Raw genomic sequence first — 17,298 nt, 5'->3', positions numbered from 1 at the left:
CGGTTCACCACGTCTGTCTTTGGTCGAGACACGAATTGCAATCGTGAACCCGTCACATGACTACGCCTTCTACGTGTCCCTGGACAGCTGGGCCGAACTCAACGGCGCAGAGCTCAGTGCGCGGCTCCAGGCTGCATGGCGCCGATCAGAAGGCAAGTCCTCATCGCGCAAGATGTCTGTAACAGATGTCATCCTCTCCGCCGGCGTAGACACTGCTGGCTTGGATTACGACGAGAAGGTAGAGGACGCATGTCGCCACCCATTTTTCGGGCCGCCTGATTCCTATAGTCGAGTGGTACACATCAGCGACAAAATCCTAAATGAGTTCCCTGACGAAACCGACCCGACACAGTTTCGAGCGTGCAGCTGTTCGATTACTCGACCTTGCGTGTGCGGGAAGCGAAGTGGGAATTAGCCATAGGAAGAGCTAGTTCAGGCCTCGGAATCGTATGCGTGGCGATTAGATTTAAGATTTTTTGCATTGAAAGGCCGAAAATGGAGCACTCCATTGCCACTATTGGTTTAAGACCTTGAGGCCTTCAATGCAACCAATTCATACCCAAGAAGCTAAATCCCTGATTTCCGAGACGTACCCGGTTGTATACGGCACTCTCAAGCGGGGAACGCTCCGCAAATTTCTCCACGACGGATCGAGCACTGTTTTCTCGTGCAAATCGATTCGACAACGTAAGTCGGCAGCCACACTGTTCACCAGTGGTGTCGATGCCGCCCTCAAGAAAGTACAGGCGATCGCTGATAAATACGCCGGCTTGCCCACTGACGGGCTTTTTGACGGGTATGAACCTGAGCCCGCTTACCCGGACGGGATGATCTACTGGGACGACTTATTGCGAGCAGTCGATCTTGTTGCCCTCTATGACCATCTGGTCGCCCTCACCTATAAATATCCAAGCCATCTCGACGAGTCGCCAAAAGCCATCCGAAAGGCAGCAATGATTGTGACCATGCGGCCCTTATGTCGTGTCCGTCGCGCCTCTCGCATCGCTAACAGCGGCCGGGCTTTCGAACAGGGATGAATATGGAACGTGTACCCGAAGCAGTCGAAGGGCTGGTGCGTGAGCAAGCAATTCTAAGTTCAATTCAATATCGTGACCCACACGGCCCTTGGGGGATCGGTACCTTCCGCAGAGAGGACGGGACGACCTTCCAGGCGACAGGAAGCTTCGGGCAACCCATCCTGTATGAGGAGTTCATCCTCTACGGGAAATGGAGCCCAGACATTCCGGGCGGGGATTTCGATACTGCATCGTTTTCGTCTATGCCACCGAAAGCTCTAGAAACCCTTCCGCGGTACTTGACGAGCCTGACTCAGAACAGGGTTGCTATTGCTGCAACTAACAAGGCTGTTCAGCACTTCGGCGAGAATCTCATCGACATTCTCGAGCGAGCACCCTCTCGGCTGACGGAAGCGGGCGTTTCAGAAAGCGATGCTGAGCTTCTCGGGACGACGTGGGCAACAGAGCGTTCCCATCAGTTAGCTTTGGCGCAGATAGACCTTGAAGGCATTCCTCCAGAGAAGCTGGCCACCCTGCAGCGCCGCCTGGGGTACATGACTGACTTGAACCTTGTGCTGCGTGAAGACCCATACCTCCTGTATGTCCACTTTGACGACATGCTGTTCTCGACAGCCCAATCTCTCGCTAAGCGCTTCCGAGTCACTAACGACACTGTGTCCGCAGTCAAGGGCGCAATCGTTGCCGTGCTTCGCAAGGAAGCTTGGTTGGGCCATAGCTACATCGAGGGCGTCCCCCTAGTCGACGCCGTGTCCAAATTACTCAAGCTCGACCGCGCAGTGCTCTATCCACTAATCAAAGAGGGTGTGACCGAATTGAGGCGGGCAAAGGTAGCTCGCGCAGAAGAACGCAGACTACAGCTGTACAACCTATATGAGATCGAAAAGTCTCTAGTTGAAAAGGCGATCGGCTGGACAAGGCTGACCGCGGCCGAGCTAGAGGATCTGGTTCCGAGCGAGGAAATGGGCATCAAACTGCTCCGCCCTCTGAAACTTGGTGCCCCCGCCACGAAGACTCTTTCAATGGGTCTATGCCACTTGATGGCTGAGCGCTTAGCTCTTGTCCAGTGCGAGACCCTTCACGATCAATTGACCATCGTCCAGGGCATACAGCTATTCCTGAATGCTTTCGGAACAGACGCACTCATCACTGCATCTTCCAAGGAAATGGTGACCGAGCTTCAACTGACTCTGGGGGATGAGGCCCCGGTAGTCAGCTATGCGGAGTTGATTGGGCTCGACCCGGTGACAGGTGTCCCACAACAGAACCGGGCCAGCCCTATACCAACCGACGTGGTCGTAGTGGTTGGCACTGATTCTATGGGGGTAGAAGAAATTCACTATCTGCTCGAAGCCATGCCTGAAGCTGGCCGAGTTTTCATGCTTGGGGCCCCCAAGGATCTCCCGTCGCAAACAATCGGCCAACCCTTTGATGAGATGGCCAAAGTGCCAGAAATTCGAACATTCATCGCCAGTTTCTGGCTGCCGGCCCGTACTGAACAGCGAAAAGCAGCAAAGGACGTGTGGTCGGGATCGATTAAGCCTGATGACAGTTTTGATCCTAGCAAGCCCATCAGTTGGCTCAATACGCCACGAGAGAGCATTCCTGATGTGGTGAATGTGCTGCTCCGTGAGCTGTCTGGCTCATGCCAAATATCCCCATTGCACGACATCAAACCTGTCGTGGCGCGCCAGCACGCAGAGGTCCCAGGTACTGATGCAGTTTCCTGGCTTACTCGTTCGATCGCCCATGAATTCGTTGGTAAGGATGACCCGGTCGACTTTCATGGACGAGCATTGTTTAAGGGCATGCCTGTGTTAGTGCACCAGGCTCTCTCTTTGGAACACCCTGCCTTCTCTATTTTCGAGGCCACTGAACTTTCTGGCGAAAGAATGCTTGCCACGCCCCGCTCGGGAAACTCAGCGGTGATCGACCTCAAGCGGAATCTCAACATCTTTCACGGCGGTGTACTGACACCAAAATTTGCGCGCGGTCGAGTTTACGAGTTTGTAATCCTGATCGTGCTCAAGGAGCACATGGGGCTGTTCAATGCCGAACTTCTCTCGACCCTCCTGAACAGTGCAAAAAGATCATTGATTTTGGTAGGCGAGCTAGACGGTATTGCAGATTCATTTCCTGGCGATGAGCCCACACGGGTGAGGTCATCACTCTCGAAATGGATGGCCACCGATGGCGATCAAATTGACCCGCCGCAGAAGTAATGCGACCTCCTACTGGCCGGGTCCCCTCATGCATGGGGTGAGTACAACTCAGCCTGAGCTCATTCCACAATTCACACTCCAGCACGCGGGATAACAGTACATGGCGATCAGATCTGCACGACTCGAGGCACAGGAACGGGCGAAGCTGAAAACACAGCAGGCCCGCAATGTTGCGTTGAGTCTCCCGCTTGTAGGAGCTGCAATCCCTTTTGTGCCTCTGCCACTCGCAATCGGCATTGCTGTGGGCTGTGCTGTATGGACTCTGTACCTTGATCGGAAGGACAAGGAGGCAGTGACTCCGTTGGTTTGGGACCGTAGCTACACACAGACTGACATACCCGATTGCGACTTCCAGCGCTCAACCTTCTTAGGCAAAACCATGCCATGGGTGGAATGGAAGGAACGTGTAGATGCGGTCTCAAACGCGAAGGGTATCGCAAGCGCCGACGATGTGCGTCAGTCGCTAATCGAGGCATACCCCGGAATGATCCCCTTCATGCTGTCAGACGACATCATGACAAGGCATATGGCGCTGCTCGCCGCGACCGGGACCGGGAAGACCGAACTCATCCTCGCAATCGCCCAACAACAAATCAAAAAAGGGGCAGGCCTACTGCTGGTCGAGGCCAAGGCTGATTCTGATTTGTCGGGTGCAATCTACGCAATGATGGAAGCCGCTGGCAGGCTGGACCAGTTCAAGCTCATATCCTTCGAGTTCCCAGAGATCAGCCACACTTACAACCCATTCTTCGCCGGCGGCGTTCGCGCCACCCTATCGACAGCGATGAAGATGCAAGCCGCGTCAAAAGAGGAGTTCTGGACTGACGTAAACCGCTACTCACTGTCTGCAGCAATCCTATGCATGAAGCTTCAACCTGGTGAGCCTGCATTCCACATTAAGGATCTAATCGCAGTCCTCTCTGATTTCAATATCCTCCTGCGATACGTGAAATCGATTCGAGAGTCTGACTCAGATGCTCACAAGGACGGGAAAGAGTTCCTATTTTCCTACCTCCGCTACTGGTACGACGAAGAAAAACAGGAGTGGAATCGTAAAAGCTTCAAGACCATGCTGCAGGGCGCTATCTCAAAACTTTCTGCCTTCGCGCATTCAGAATACTCACGCATTGTTAACACCTATAGCCCTGATGTTGACCTGAAAGACGCCATCCTCAATGGCGAGGTGGTTGTGCTGTCCATGTCGGCTCTCGCCGACAAAGACGGTGTTGAGCTGATGGGCAAGCTATTCATCTCCGACCTGGCCCGTGCTATCGGTGAGATCCAGCTTCTTAAGCTGAAACCTTTAATGATCTGCCCAGCGATCTTTGACGAATATGGTTCGTTCGCGGAGGAAGGTCAGATCACCCTTTTCCAGCTTGCTCGAAGTGCAAACGTACCAATCATCATTGCTTTCCAGGGTGTCGGCTTCCTTCAGCAAAAATCTGCACCATTCGTGGAGATGGTGCTGGGTAACTGTTGGACTCACGTCTACTGCGACATCAGGGATGCTGAAACAAGAGCCTTCGCTTGCAAACTTGCCGGCACAACCCTCAGGAAATTTGAGCAGGAGACTTCCGCCACTAGCTCCGGTGCCAGCCATAGCACAGAGCAGTCAGGCCTCATCTCAAATGAAAACACGGGAGCGAGTTCCAGTGTAGGTGCTAAGGCGACCCGTGAAGACCTACTTCAGCCTGATGACTTCCAAACCCTCGACCAGGGCGACGGAATTATCATCGCAAAATCTGGTACCTACAGGGTTCGAATGCCAATGGTCCGCAGCAGTTTCCCGAACGTACATTTCCGAGATATGAAACTGACGCGACGACATTCCCGCGGGCGGGCAGGCATCAATGCCTGGAAAGACTTTACCGATTTCAACCGCAGGCTTCTGGGCGACGTCTGACAAAACATTTCGCATGCAGAATCTTTTAAGGGGGTTTCTATGACATGGCTTGAACGGATCAAGAACTGGGACTACAGCCTGGAGGGGATTGTAGAGTGGGTCTTGAACCTTATGGAATTCCACATCCAGCGCGCAGGGATCTGGGGCTACATCGGAATTGTGCTGTTCATTATCGGGCTGGGTCTTGCCTTCCCGGCGACACGAGGAGTGACAAGCCTGGTTGTGAGTGGTGTTTTCCGCATGGTGTTCACCTTTGTACAGAACGTCCTGACGTTGCTCACAGCCGACCTCTTCAAATTCTTCGGCAGACTCCTGCTAGCGATGTTTCACCGTTCTCGCCGCTGGATCATTGCCCTTGCCGGCCGTACACGTCGCGACTGATTGAAAAAACCCGGGCAATCCGGGTTTTTTTTTGGAAAACATCCCGAAATGGGGCACTCCCTTTCCACTATTTAGTGAAAGGAGAACCCTCATGAAAGCCGTCTTTCTAGCCATCTGCATTTCAGTCTCTGCGTTTAACGCTGTGGCTTCTGAGTATGCGAGCGATTCATACGTCATCGACCAGCGCGATCCGAAGTATCAGATCGCAATTGAGCACCTCGCGAGCGCTGCTCAGGCACTGCGCCTTGCTCAAGATGAACTGAAAAAAGCCGAGGCCTCCCACCCCCTTCCTGGACTGGATCTGGTTCGAATGTTGAGCCAGGTCAGGCCCGTGGAAGAAACCATCAACGTTGTCCTGCGCCCGGAGAAGAAACGCCTTCGGTATCAGGAGCTAACACCTGATGGGCAGTTCTTTACTACCCCACCTCGACTCGGAGATTGAGACGATGACCGTCACTGGAATCACCCATAACGTACGCATGGAGGAAATGAGGCGGTTCATGGCCAGCTTGTTTCTGCTGCTCGCTGTTGCTGCTCTATTTCTGATACCTGAGATGGCTCATGCAGCCGACGGTACAGCCTGGAACGGTCAATTTGGCCCAGATGCGTCCCTGACAAAAAACACGAACACCAGCCTTCAAGGCTGGTGGAAATCCGCAGCAGGGTGGGGGCTGTGGCTCTCAATCGGCTGCCTATTGTTCTCCATCTTTTTCCTTGGTGGTAAGTGGTGGTGGATCCCTGTCTGCGTGTTCCTCATTTGCCTATTCGGCGAAAAAGCGATCACCCAAGTAGCTACATGGGCTGGTTTCACCAACTTCGCTACGACCTAGGTAACGAGATAAGCCATGCACCTTAGAACCACAACAGAAAGCGACACTTACGCGTACGCAACTTCCCCGCTGAATTTTGGCGGAGTAGAGAAAGAGGACCTCTTGTTTTGGATGATCCCGATGGCGATCGCGAACAACATCATGGACGACCCCTTTTATGCGTTTGCTGTGGGTTGCTTCTGTTTGTGGCTCTACAAACGGCTTACTGCAAATACACCTCCAGGTCACATGGTTTTGCGACTGAGCATTGTTATGGGTCAACTTGAAAGCGGCGACCTGGCGACGATGTACCCAGCTGTCAGAAAGGTTGCTCGGGCACTCAACAGATTCCTAACCAACCTTTGGTTAGAGGTTGGCCTGCTCCCCTCCCCTACCTATTGCAACCGATACGAGCCTTAAGAATGAGCGACAAATACGGCGTACCGCTTGGATACTTCAACCTGCTCGGTCGGGGTGAGTTGAGGGCAAGCAGAATCAACGTTGCATTCATTGCAGTCACTGTGATCCTGACAGGGGTCATTGTGTACCTTATTAACTGGAACAATCATCTTCAGGATGTGAACGTTGAACTACAGGGCCAGCGGGTCATGTACGGATACCCGAACGCAGAGGGTGTATTCGTAAGCGAAAATGAAGTTCCTGAGCGGCACATCATCGCTTTTACTTCTGTCTTTCTTGACAATTTTTATAACTTCACGCCGGACTCTTCGTTTAGCAATGCAAATGAAGCCTTGCGTCTAATGTCGCCTCGGTTCCGCGCTGTTCAGGAAGAGACTCTTAAGTTGGTTGCAAAGCAATCATCTGAGCAACAGATTACCCAGGTTTTTGTTCGAACTTCGCCGTATAAAATTGAAACTACACCCCAAGGTTATATTGTGACCTTCCAGGCGCTGCGCTACCGCGCGACGCTAAATACTGTCTTCGGCAAGGCCAAGTTCAACGTCCGAATTCTGATGAAACCTGTCAAACAGTCGAAATACTTCGAGTGGGCCATCGTCGCTGACGATCTGCAAACTCAGGAGATTGCTCAGTGAAAAAAACAATTCTGGCTGCGATGGTTGCCGTAGCCTTTGCTTCACCCGTTTTTGCTGATGAGGAATGCAACCGTTCCCCACGTTCAGTTATTTATGAAAATTCACCAATTGATGTTTATATTTCGAACGACAACCAACGGGCCGAGGTAGTTTTTCCCGAAACATATCTTTTGGGTGTGAACCGTGAACAACCTGTTGGCCTTGAGCTGTTCCCAACGCCGATAAAAAACAAATTAGCCTTCAATACTACAGACGGGCAATACGTTGGCCTAGTAACTGTAGATGGTCCTTCTGGTCAATCCTATCAAGTCAATTTGATAGCCCGCCCTGGCTGCGCAGATAGCTTGGTGACGATTTCGCATCAAGCACCAGTTGATCGCTCCCAGCTGGCAAAGGATGGTAAAGGTCGCGTCAAGGGACTAATGAACTACCTGTTCGATGGAACAGTTCCAAATGGGTACCGTAAAAATAACTTTTCAAAGCTCACTAAAGAGCAACGTGTTGTTTTCCGCCAGGGTTCTGTCGAGTTTTCACTCCAATCCCAAGTTATCGGACCAACATATGTCGGCACCACCTACGAGGTGGTTAATCGTGGCCGCACTGCATTCAAGCTTGCAATCGACCAGATCGACTACTCAAACAAGGCAGTGGTGGACTCAATCGGAACGGCTCGCCAGGTAGCGATGCTACCGACTTCTCACATTTTAGGTCCATCCCCCGAATATATATCTGAAGTCTACGGTGATTCACATCGTGGATTGCTCTTCATCGTATCGGAGAAGAGCAAATGAGTGATTCGAATCCGAGACCATCAGGACCTAACAAAAAGCTTCTTTGGATCTTCGCTGCCGTTGGTGGCGCCATGTTCCTCTTCGGCAAGTGGTCGGACAGTTCAAGCACTGCGCCTGTTACTGGTAAGTCGACGCCGGTAGCAATTGAGGCGGGCCCTGCAGGCGTCAATCAAATCACTGCCCAAGACAAAGATGCGGCACTCACACAGTTCCGCAAGCAACTTGAGGCCATGCAAGCCGACGCTAATCGCGGGGAAGCTGAGCGGATCAAAGCGGATAAAGTCCGCGATCAGCAATTGCGTGAGATGCAACAGCAAAACAATGCCCAAACGAGGGCGTTGAGCGAGAAGATCGCCGACCTTCAAAAGAAAGGCGTTGACGACCTGTACGCCGCTATTAATGCAAAGGACAAAACCACAAATACGATTCCTGACATGCCGGGTGTTCAGGGTCTAAAAGTTCCATCGGGTGGCTTATCGTTCGACGGAGACCTTGATTTGGGTCCTGCCGCACTGCCGTCGACAATGACAACACCGGTAACAAGCCAATACGGTCCTAACTACATTCTGCTTGCCCCGCCAGTTCAAACTCAGGCGCAGACTCAATCGAGCTTCCAGGGTAAGAGTGGTGGTGGCCCAGGCACGCAGTCAGAAACATCCCTTTTCAATGACATGTCTGCGCCGACCCCAAGCAACCAAACAGGACAGACCAACAACGAAAACCTGAACGCTCAGTTCAATGACGTATATGGCAAACCCAACACTGCCCAGCAGAACAACCAAGCGTTTCAAAGCTCAGGCCAACCTGCTGCTCAGCCAGCCGGGTTAACTGCGGAAGAGGCTGCCGCGAAGAAGAAAGCTCAAGATACCTACACCGTCGAGGCTTTTTCCTTTGTTGAGGTCACAACTTTGCACGGCGTCAGCTGCCCTATCGGCGCTAACGCCCCGGGCGCTTCAGACTCTTCAAAGATCCCAGCCCGCCCAGTTGTTCTTCCAGTTCACGGGATATTTCACGGACCGAATGGCGTAGAGCGCGACATTGGTACTGCCCACCTTATGGGTCTTTGCTCGGGCCGGAGAACCTCTTCGTCTTCTACTGGCCGAGCACTTATCCGCATTGAGCAATTGAGCTACTGGGATGCTTCGGGCGGAGCGCAGATGGTAGCGGCAACTGGGTACGTCGTAGACATGCGGGACAACGAACAAGACGTGTATGGACGGCTCGACAAAGCTTCAGGTCGAACCCTGGCTCTGCAAGCCGCATCCGCAGCCGCAGCCGCTTATGCAACAACTTTGAGTTCAGCGGAATTCACCAACACCAGCTCTACACAAAACGGCACTTCGAGTGCTACGAGCCAACTGACAGGCGACGCAACAAAAGCAGCAGTTGCCCAGGGTATTGGTTCGATGTTCCAGAAGATCAGCGAGCGATTTGAAGCTGAAGCAGATGCTGCTGTCGACACCATTCAAGTCGAGCCGGGCATCAGACTGCGCTTTGTGACTGACCAGCCAATCCGTGTTGTGAAACCCCTCGAACCATTCGACATCGACGCCTCGATGTACGACACCCTGATCTAAGGCGGCCAGCACTATGACTTCAATCCAAATCCGCCTTCCAACTACACGGCGTGCAAATCTCGTACGTGACAAGAGTGAGCCAAAGACCATGCAGAAGCTGATTCTTCTTTCCTTCTTGGCAATGGCCCTCACCGGCTGCGCAACTGATGAAGAACCGTTCCGGAACAGTGCAACCATGGATCAGATCTACGACACGGTTAACTCCTCTGGTGGCGCTGACACTGTCCGGTTGCTGCGTGAAGGGTTGCGCGCCAGGCCTGAACTTGGTTCAAGCGATCCCTACTATCCAATCCGAAATCCAGATGTCGTTGCACCTGTATGGGTAGTGCCATATGCCGACAAGCGCACAGGCGTGAAGCATGGCGGTCGCTGGGACTACGTGATCATGGAGGAAGCGGGATGGGCAAACTAATCCTGAGCCTACTGTTTTTACTTGCCCCAATTGCTCAAGCCGAAGGGATCACGCAATACCACAAAGATGCCATTCGTGAGTATTACGAGAAGCAGATCCTAGGGAGAGGCCAGGACCTCACCGTTCGCCAACCCGACGTTGATCTTTATCGAAGAATCTTTACGAAACCCAACGAAGTTGACACCCGGCCGCTACCCCCACCGGATCAAATTCCTTGGCCTCAGATCTTCAAAAAACAAAATCTGACTCTAGGTGAAATTCTTAACTTGGCCTCGGCCGCAAGTGGTTATGAAACGGAATTTGACCCGGCGATAAACCAGAACGAAATCGTGCTGATCAACACATCACCGAATTCGCTTCGTGACATTGCTGAATACGTTTCCCGGGTCAGTTCAGCACGCATCACTGTTTACCCCGAATCGCGACTGATTACTGCAACACAGAAGGTATCAACGAATGGCTAAAAAGTCTGATCTGCACCTATACGACTCTGAGCTAGCTGGCCTGGGTCGTCGCAACTATCAAGGCGGCATGCCAATTCAACTGCTGTCCGATGCCTTCCTATACGAGCAGCAAGGTCGCTATTTCCATACGCTGGATGGTCGGTTCGCAAAGATTTGGAAGATTTCCGGTGTGGATGCGTCCATGTTCAACAACGACATGTTGTTTGATGTGACCGGCAGTTTCTCGGACGTTCTGAACAAGTATCCAGCGGGAAGCACCGGGCAGTTTCTGCGACATACACATCGCGACATCCGCCAGATCATGGGGCTCTATCAAGATCAGATTGACCCTGAAGCCGGTGAGTTCGCCGCCGCAATCGCCCACTCCATAATGGACCGGCAGTTTTCGGCTGCGACATCGGCCAATGGATTCTTCGGCGATGCCACTGCGGCCACTCTGAAAAAGATGCAGGACGATGCTCTTGCGGATCTTGAGCAGGACGAGACTGATGAAGATGTCCGGGCAACTGCGTCTGAAGCAATCAAGCGCGAGGTACGGGAAGGCCGCTTCCCCTTCGTAAACGATTTCTACATCGTGTTCATGTGGCAGCCTGAATACATTTTCGGGAAGTTTTTTGACACTACCGTCAAAGCAGCGCTAGCTTCGGTAGGGCTAGCAGACGCAAACAAAATGGCTGAGCGTGCCTATAACGGGCACGCTAAGATTTTTGGTCAGTATTGCACTGAGATCGAACAAGCACTGGCTACCTATGGCTTCCAACCTGAGGTTTTGACTGGTCAAGGCTACATCAACCTTCACTATGGGCTGATGAACCCTGTCCGGAGCTTTGAAATCGAGCCACCGAAGTACAGGGCTGACATACCAATACTTGATGCGCTGGATAATCCAGACATCGTTGAAACCCGGGATAACCTTGCTGCGACAGCTACCTTTGCGCATGTAGAAACGGAGCCTAACGGCTGGACAATTCACGACCGCGGCGTCCCGTACTACATCCGTCCTGTGTCCGTTATGGGCAAGCCGATTCGCAGCGCACCTGGCATGCTCCAGGTAGCCATGGCTGGGATTGAATCCGAAAGTCTAATCACAATGAACTGGAGCGTTCCACGCGCTGTTGTCGTGACCAGCCGGCTAGCTATCCGCGGTCGAATGATCGCGGCTAAGGAGTCGATGCGCGTAGGGGACAAAGAAACCCGTGAACGGCAGCGTAGCGACCTTGATGCTGTAAGGAGCAAGGTGTCCTCAGAGAACGCGAGCAACCGGGAGCAGTTTTTCGACCTGTCTGTTCACATCAATCTGATGGGATTCAACAAAGAGATCATTGACGACCAAGCCATGTCGCTTGAGCGTCGGCTGTGGCGTATCGGTCACAAAGAAGTATTGCGTGGGGATGCTGTGGTCCGTAACAGCATGCCATTTAATTTCCGCCAGACCAGCATGAAACTGCTGAAGCGAAGCATTCCTCACCTGACGGAGAGCGTTTCGCACATGGCCCCAATGTTTGTTGAGTACCAAGGAGTACCCGACCCTGCGATCCTGATGAACAATCGTGCTGGTCAGCCGATCTTCTTGGACCTTTGGGGTAACAGCGTCAACACAGCTCACTCGTTGATCTGCGGGACCACAGGCTCAGGTAAGTCATTTACTTTCAACAATTTGTTGATGGCCCTGAGGGTGAAATACAGACCGAAGGTCTGGATCATTGACAAAGGTGATTCGTACGAAAGCCTTTGTCTGGTGTTGAATGGTAATTACGTCCGCCTCACGACCGAGCGGTTTGTTGAGCCCGTCTCCGGCCGCACAATTGACCCAATCTGTATTAATCCATTTGCCCTCAAGCGTGATGAGAATAATCGCAATGTGAAGCCCGAGCTTGACGAGATTTTCTTCGTCGCACGGATGCTGATCATGATGATGGAGGCCGGGGACGGCTCAGGGTCCACCAAGTCCAATCTAACCAAGGTGACTTCATCTCTCCTATACCAAGCACTTGAGGAGTTTTATCGTGACTGGGTTGAGACGCGGCCTATGGATGAGCCGCGCTTCAGGGACTTCATCCCTCACCTGATCAAGACAAATTTCCATGAGCAGAAAGGTGAGGTTCTCGCACAGAACCTGACGCTGTACTACGGCACTGGTCCGTTCGCCGCCATTTTCGATGGCTACTTGGATGTTGATTGGGAAAACGATTTTACGGTACTTGAAACACAGCGCATGTCGAAGTCCCCTGCGCTTGGCATTGTGACATTGGCTCTATTCCGCCAAATCGACTTGTACTGCAAGTTCAAGCTCGATCGCAGCCGTAAAAAGGTGGTTGCTGTCGATGAGGCCTGGGCAACACTGTCCGATCCGAACGCCGCAAAAGCCTTGTCCAGTTTTTATCGTGAGTTGCGCCGTTATGGTGCTGGTTGCTTGCTGATAAGCCAGACGGTTAAAGACTTTGTGAACCTGATCAAAGCAGAGACGAGCGGTGGTGGCGACTCGCAAGACGGAATTCTCGAGAACACAAGTCATTACTTTTTCCTTGCCTGCTCGGAGTCTGACTACAGAGTTGCCAAAGAAGAACTCGCATTCACCGACGAAGAAATCGATCTGTGGCGCTCTCTAGCCTCGCTGCCTCCGATGTATTCAGAGGTGTTCTACAGGATGCGGACCAGCCAGAGCCTCTATTACTCAGGTGTATTTAGACTCTTTTCAGCCCCGATGACTTTGTGGATTGCAAGCTCGCACCCTGATGATTACCGGATGCGAGAGCTTAGGACTGAAGCAATCGTAAACGAGCAAAGAATTGAATCGTCGGTCGCCCGCCAGCAAGCAATCATCGACCTATCAAAAACTCACCCATACGGAGCACGTTATGGCCAAGTTGTTTAAGGCTGCCGCCCTTCTATGCATCGCCGTCACGGCTGGGTGCACTGATAAATACGAACCTCGCGAAACGATCGTTGACACCGAAACCAAGCCAGTCAAAGAAATGTACGCACCGAATACTGAACTCGAGCGCCGCGCTTACTCCGAAGGAGTGAGCCAGGTACTAACGGACATGAAAGGAAAGATGCGGGCTCGCGAGCGCTTCACTTGGGATGCCCCACTAGTTCAATGCGGAGTGAAAATCCCCGCACGTGTCGTCAATGGGATGTTGTCACCCGAACACGAAGAATGCGTACAAATTGCCCCAGGCCGCTTCTCCGAAGAGGCGCCTACTTACCTTCCCCTGCTCGGATCAGAAAAATGAGTGAACAAAACAAACCAGGCGGTCTCGGCGATCTGATCGGCAAGATCAAAAGCGGTGCAGCAACTATTGCGGCAAGCACGAAGAAGCCTCGACGAGACGCAGGCACCGACGCAGACGCTGATAACGTTGAGGTCATTGAATCTCAGGACGCCCCACGCCCGCACATCGACGATTACAACGATCCGCTCCTCATTGACCCACAGGACCAGGCTGTACCAGCAAAGCCAGATCCAAAGAAGATGTCGTTAAAGAAAAAGCTCGTGCTTGGGGCCGTGGTTGTCGCCCTTGGTGTTATGGCTAAAAACGGTATTTTCACACCGGTTGCGATTCATCAATCACCTCCAGAAACACATCCGTCCACGGCCGATGCGAGTGCGCATGAAGACAAGCCATCGCTGCCACAAATGCATGATGGTGGTTTGACTGCCGGGTTACCTACCGCACTTGGCGAGCAAGCAGTTGTTGATCCGGCGATTGGAAAAACACTGGACGAATTGCAGCTGGACGGACAATTGCAGAAGCCGTTGGTTGCTAGCGGCAAGACTGTTTCAGCGCAAGATTCAGGGTCAATACCTGCTGACGGTTTTGGCTTTCCTGCCCAGCTAGCCAATGAGCCACCACCTCTTGAAATTGGAGCAACAGCCTCACAGCCGAAGGAACAGCTTCCTTTGCCAAGCGGAGCAAACAGCCCATTCGCCGCTGCTCCAGAGGTAGCGCCGGAACCAATCACTGCTGGTTCGGGCTCACCATTTGGTGAGATGCCTGTGGGGGGAGAAACACCCCCTAAACTAGCCTCACTTTCAGCTGAAAAACATGACCCTGTTTTGGGTAGCACTTCACTCCAAAACCCGGATAGTAGTCAGAAACCGAGTCTGCAGAAAGACGCGGCTGATGTGACGAAGATGAAAGCTCAGCTTGCTCAGAAGGACAATGAAATCAAGTCCCTCAAAGATCAATTGGCAAAGAAACCAGGTAGCAACATCAAGCCTGCCCAAGCCAAACCTGCTGTAGCTCACAACCCTAAGCACTCGGCCCGCGTTGCACAACGATCGCCCACCAAGGCTGTACCGCCAGTGGCGAAGGTTGTCTCGAGACCAAAACTCTGCGTGAAAGCAGTAGCACCACCAGCGCGTAATTGCACCACGTGCGTAGCTCATGCGTTCGTAGTCGATGCCGGCGCGGAGAATATGGTGGGCCAAGGCGATTTCCTCGATGGATATCGCGTTGCAATCACCGGTGATCGTCTCGATTTGCAGAACTCGGATGGCCAAGTAGTCCATAAGTTCTGGAGTTCTCCAAATGGGTGCCCGTCGATTTAACATTCATGAGCAGATCAGCAGCGCTGACGAGCTGTTTTTGGCGCGACTAGCTGCTGAGGTCTCAGAGTGTCATTTCCGTGCACCTAACCATGTCCCCGTGCGCTGGGGAATTCCCAGCGCAAGCGAGGCAGACGAACCCAAGCTACATCCAGGCGATCTAACTCAGGCCCAGCTATGTGCCCTGGAGGCCGCAGTAGTTCTGTTCGTAAAGCAGGACTATGTAGCTGCCAAGAGCGCGCTTGAGCCGTTCGTTGCTATAAATCATGAAGAAGCATCCAAGCTCTACATCAAGGTCCTTCAAAAGCTACGTGTAGCTGACTGGGACAAAATTGCCCGACGCATCAACCGCGTTAGCACCGACACTCTGTTCGTACCAGCCGGAAGTACGGAAGTGATTGATGGCCAGAAGGTCATCCTGATTCATCAAGGCTTGAGTAAGTCCTTAGGTCATGATGCCCCCAGGTGCGTTGTCAAATATGTGACCCATCACGAAATGCTCCACGAGCAATTGGGTACAAGCCCTGAAGACCCCCATCCTCCCCTTTTCAGGCGTCTTGATCGAAGCTTTCCGGAGCGCGCCAGAACCATCGCTTGGTTGCAGAAACACAGTTTCCATACCATCGACGGAGTACGGGTGTGATTCGATCCATTGTCGCGCTTGCACTGGCACTTAACGCTGCTAATGCAATCTGCTCACCTTATGACTCGATGATTGATCGTGCAGCTCGAAACCACGGCGTTGATCCAATCGTGCTGCGTGCGATAGCAGCGCATGAGTCAAACAAAAACCCATGGACTTTCAACGCTGATGGAGAACCTTTCCGCTACCAAGATAAAGAAACCGCAGTAAGAGTGCTCTGGTCACTAACCAAAGCACCTTGGATGGTCAAAGCCATCTCCTTGAAAGGAGAGCGGTTCCGCCGGTTCTTCACCTCTCAGGCTAGTGCGAATTCTTATGCGAAAAGCATTCGAGATTCAGGTCGACTGATTTTGCGGGTAGATGACAGCAAAGTGGTCAACAAAGGAGAGGTGCGGGTTCGAGCACTAAGACTAATAAATACAGATATAGGGATTGCTCAAGTTAATTACCGTTGGAACGGTCAAGGAATTGCGACTGTTCAGACATGGTTTGATCCGCATTACAACCTTGAATTCGCAGCGACTCGTATTGCAGAACTTAAAAAGAAGCACAAGAACGAGATCGAGGCCGTTGGCTATTACCACTCAGCAACCCCGGTTTACCGCAAGAAATATCTCGAATATTTCATACCAAAGTACAACGAGGAGAAACGACTTGCGACCGTATCTATGGCTGCTGCTCGCTAGCTTCATTTCAACCAATGTAATGGCCAGCGTTATTGAGCCCACTACCGACCAAAGAGTCGGCGAAGGCATCATGGCTATTCTAAAAGGCGAAAAACAGAAAGCATGGGACATCCTTTTTCCTGAGGCCAAGAAAGGCAACATTATTGCCATGTATCACCTTGGTGATCTAATGCTGAGATCTCCCGAATATCCGAATAATCTGGAGCGAGCAGCTACTTTTTTTAAAGCTGCAGCTGATCGAGGACATAAGGGTAGTGCTGCAATGCTATCTCAGGTCCAGGGAATGCTTGGCCAGCGTGGTCAAACACCAACAATTGGCGGTGCAAGCGGTGTTCCAGTACCGAAAGATATTGAGGGCGCAAAACAAGCATACGCGCGCATGCAGTCACAAATCGGTCGGTTTGTTGGCGACCAACGATTGGTTGAACCGGTTGCAACCATAAAGATGTTCATCACCGAAAATGCAAGCAATGTTGCAGAGTTAGTGAAGATATCAAACGATGCTAAAGCCCGATTTGGGGAAAAGGTTGACTTTCAATATTATGTATTAATTGATCAAGCTAACTGGAATCCTCGACGTGTTTTTACTCCAGCATCGGGAAATCTTCCGTTGACCGGATTCCGACCTGATATGAACGGCTCTGAAGCACTGAAATATGGTGTCCGCTCAACTCCAGCTATCGTGCTAGTCCCTCAAAATGGACAACCAAAAATATTGAGCAATGCTCAGTCTGTAATCACCGAACTGTCTGCTGTTCTTAGGTAAGGA

The 17,298-nt window shown here is 52.1% G+C and carries 17 protein-coding genes; all 17 read left to right on the top strand.

Going from position 1 to position 17,298, the window contains the following annotated elements; all coding sequences use genetic code 11:
- The first annotated feature begins 542 nt into the window (after positions 1 to 542).
- The 17 genes from H8F22_RS31915 (at position 543) to H8F22_RS31835 (ending at position 17,295) form a co-directional block, all read left to right on the top strand.
- Positions 543 to 1,037: a hypothetical protein gene (locus H8F22_RS31915; RefSeq protein ID WP_078466122.1), complete on the top strand. Its 495-nt coding sequence runs from the start codon at positions 543 to 545 to the stop codon at positions 1,035 to 1,037.
- Positions 1,038 to 1,039: 2 nt separating this feature from the next.
- Positions 1,040 to 3,256 carry a helix-hairpin-helix domain-containing protein gene (locus tag H8F22_RS31910; RefSeq protein WP_228759038.1) on the top strand — a complete coding sequence of 739 codons (2,217 nt, stop codon included), beginning with the start codon at positions 1,040 to 1,042 and terminating at the stop codon, positions 3,254 to 3,256.
- Positions 3,257 to 3,356: 100 nt separating this feature from the next.
- Complete coding sequence (locus H8F22_RS31905; RefSeq protein WP_078466120.1) at positions 3,357 to 5,159, top strand: type IV secretory system conjugative DNA transfer family protein; 1,803 nt, start codon at positions 3,357 to 3,359, stop codon at positions 5,157 to 5,159.
- Between the two features lie 39 nt (positions 5,160 to 5,198).
- Complete coding sequence (locus H8F22_RS31900) at positions 5,199 to 5,540, top strand: hypothetical protein (RefSeq protein ID WP_011922991.1); 342 nt, start codon at positions 5,199 to 5,201, stop codon at positions 5,538 to 5,540.
- 91 nt (positions 5,541 to 5,631) lie between these two features.
- A complete protein-coding gene (locus H8F22_RS31895; protein ID WP_078466119.1) occupies positions 5,632 to 5,982 on the top strand; it encodes a hypothetical protein in 351 nt (116 codons plus the stop codon).
- Between the two features lie 58 nt (positions 5,983 to 6,040).
- Positions 6,041 to 6,370: a hypothetical protein gene (locus H8F22_RS31890; protein WP_153045996.1), complete on the top strand. Its 330-nt coding sequence runs from the start codon at positions 6,041 to 6,043 to the stop codon at positions 6,368 to 6,370.
- Positions 6,371 to 6,771: 401 nt separating this feature from the next.
- Positions 6,772 to 7,404 carry a hypothetical protein gene (locus H8F22_RS31885; RefSeq protein ID WP_011922994.1) on the top strand — a complete coding sequence of 211 codons (633 nt, stop codon included), beginning with the start codon at positions 6,772 to 6,774 and terminating at the stop codon, positions 7,402 to 7,404.
- Positions 7,401 to 8,195 carry a hypothetical protein gene (locus H8F22_RS31880; RefSeq protein ID WP_078466116.1) on the top strand — a complete coding sequence of 265 codons (795 nt, stop codon included), beginning with the start codon at positions 7,401 to 7,403 and terminating at the stop codon, positions 8,193 to 8,195. Before H8F22_RS31885 ends, H8F22_RS31880 begins: the two co-directional genes overlap by 4 nt.
- Positions 8,192 to 9,772 (top strand): conjugal transfer protein TraB, encoded by a 1,581-nt coding sequence (locus tag H8F22_RS31875; protein ID WP_078466115.1) that lies wholly within the window; start codon positions 8,192 to 8,194, stop codon positions 9,770 to 9,772. The genes H8F22_RS31880 and H8F22_RS31875 overlap by 4 nt, the downstream gene beginning before the upstream one ends.
- Before the next feature lie 88 nt (positions 9,773 to 9,860).
- Positions 9,861 to 10,184 carry a TraV family lipoprotein gene (locus H8F22_RS31870; protein WP_078466163.1) on the top strand — a complete coding sequence of 108 codons (324 nt, stop codon included), beginning with the start codon at positions 9,861 to 9,863 and terminating at the stop codon, positions 10,182 to 10,184.
- Positions 10,172 to 10,648 carry a hypothetical protein gene (locus H8F22_RS31865; RefSeq protein ID WP_078466114.1) on the top strand — a complete coding sequence of 159 codons (477 nt, stop codon included), beginning with the start codon at positions 10,172 to 10,174 and terminating at the stop codon, positions 10,646 to 10,648. Before H8F22_RS31870 ends, H8F22_RS31865 begins: the two co-directional genes overlap by 13 nt.
- Positions 10,641 to 13,523 carry a VirB4 family type IV secretion system protein gene (locus H8F22_RS31860; protein WP_078466113.1) on the top strand — a complete coding sequence of 961 codons (2,883 nt, stop codon included), beginning with the start codon at positions 10,641 to 10,643 and terminating at the stop codon, positions 13,521 to 13,523. Before H8F22_RS31865 ends, H8F22_RS31860 begins: the two co-directional genes overlap by 8 nt.
- A complete protein-coding gene (locus H8F22_RS31855; RefSeq protein ID WP_078466112.1) occupies positions 13,507 to 13,884 on the top strand; it encodes a hypothetical protein in 378 nt (125 codons plus the stop codon). Before H8F22_RS31860 ends, H8F22_RS31855 begins: the two co-directional genes overlap by 17 nt.
- Positions 13,881 to 15,203: a hypothetical protein gene (locus H8F22_RS31850; protein ID WP_153045995.1), complete on the top strand. Its 1,323-nt coding sequence runs from the start codon at positions 13,881 to 13,883 to the stop codon at positions 15,201 to 15,203. Before H8F22_RS31855 ends, H8F22_RS31850 begins: the two co-directional genes overlap by 4 nt.
- Positions 15,184 to 15,843, top strand: a complete 660-nt coding sequence (locus H8F22_RS31845; RefSeq protein WP_011923001.1) for a hypothetical protein — start codon at positions 15,184 to 15,186, stop codon at positions 15,841 to 15,843. Before H8F22_RS31850 ends, H8F22_RS31845 begins: the two co-directional genes overlap by 20 nt.
- The gene (locus H8F22_RS31840) at positions 15,840 to 16,529 is read left to right on the top strand and encodes a transglycosylase SLT domain-containing protein (RefSeq protein ID WP_078466110.1); all 690 of its coding nucleotides are present in this window, start codon (positions 15,840 to 15,842) and stop codon (positions 16,527 to 16,529) included. The genes H8F22_RS31845 and H8F22_RS31840 overlap by 4 nt, the downstream gene beginning before the upstream one ends.
- Positions 16,498 to 17,295, top strand: coding sequence for an SEL1-like repeat protein (locus tag H8F22_RS31835; RefSeq protein ID WP_078466109.1), 798 nt, complete (start codon positions 16,498 to 16,500; stop codon positions 17,293 to 17,295). Before H8F22_RS31840 ends, H8F22_RS31835 begins: the two co-directional genes overlap by 32 nt.
- Positions 17,296 to 17,298: the final 3 nt, after the last annotated feature.

Source organism: Pseudomonas mucoides (assembly GCF_015461845.1).
Taxonomy (GTDB): Bacteria; Pseudomonadota; Gammaproteobacteria; order Pseudomonadales; family Pseudomonadaceae; genus Aquipseudomonas; species Aquipseudomonas mucoides.
Note: the sequence above shows the minus strand (reverse complement) of the source record. Positions and strands in the feature narration are given on the sequence as shown.